1 pseudogene is annotated in these 1,005 nt (G+C 79.2%); it reads right to left on the reverse strand.

Annotation, left to right across the window (positions count from 1 at the left end):
- Window positions 1–1,005: pseudogene (locus JZ5iCDA_RS17690) on the reverse strand (chromosome segregation protein SMC); the annotation flags it as partial.

Genomic DNA, 1,005 nt, shown 5'->3' on the forward strand with positions numbered 1-1,005 from the left:
CACGGTGACGAGCTCCGGGGCGGCGCGCAGCACGGCCTGCGCCCGGGCGAGGTCGTCGACGACGACGACGCCCGCGAGCAGCGCGCGCACGGCACGCCCCAACCCTCCCGCGGCGGTGACGACGTCGACGGCCCACCGCGCGTCCTCGGGCAGCTCGGCGTCCGCGGGCGCGACGTCGTCGGTGCCGTGCGCGTCGTCTGCGCCGTCGTCCGGGGCCGACCCGCTGCCGGACCGCTCGGCGACGACCATGCCCGCCCGGCCCGCGTCCTCGGTGCGCAGGTAGCGCAGCGCGTCGACCGCGGCGTCGACCGACTCGACGGCGACCGCGTCGGCGGCCGGGCCGAGGGCGGCGGCGATGGCGTCCTCGTAGCCGGCCTCGATGCCGAGCAGCGCGGCGAGAGAGCCGACGACACCGACCTGGTCCGCGGCGAGCAGCGCGCCCGCGCCGTCCTTGCGGTCGAGGCTCAGCTCGAGCGCCTCGATGCGCGCTCCCCACGAGGCACGGTCCTGGTCCGCGGCGCTCGCCTGCTCCTGGATCTCCGCGACCTGCGCCGTCGTGCGCTCGACCTCGTCGGCGGCCTCCTCGTGCTCGGCGTCGAGGCCCTCCTCGCCCTCCTCGACCCCTACCACCTGGGTCTCGAGCACGGCGAACTCGGTGCTGGCCTCGGCGCCGCGGCGCTCCGCCTCGGCGAGGGACGCGCGCAGCCGCCCGATCTCGGCCTCGGCCGACTCGACGCGGGTGCGCTGCGTCGCGACCTGGCCGGCGAGTCGGGCCAGGCCCTCGCGCCGGTCGGCCACGCCGCGCAGCAGCGTCGCGACGGCGCGCTCGGCCTCTCCGGTCGCCGCCTCGGCCTCCTCGCGGCCCGAGACCGCGGCGGCGAGCGCGTCGCGCGCGCGGGCGACCTCGGCCTCGAGCTCGGCCTCGGTCGCGCGCACGCGCTCGGCCTGACGCTCGAGCTCGTCCGGGTCCTGCCCGCGCGGGGTGCCCTCGGGACGGCCGAGCAG

Origin of the sequence: Cellulosimicrobium cellulans (assembly GCF_001722485.1) — a bacterium.
In the GTDB taxonomy this organism is placed as follows: Bacteria; Actinomycetota; Actinomycetes; order Actinomycetales; family Cellulomonadaceae; genus Cellulosimicrobium; species Cellulosimicrobium cellulans_A.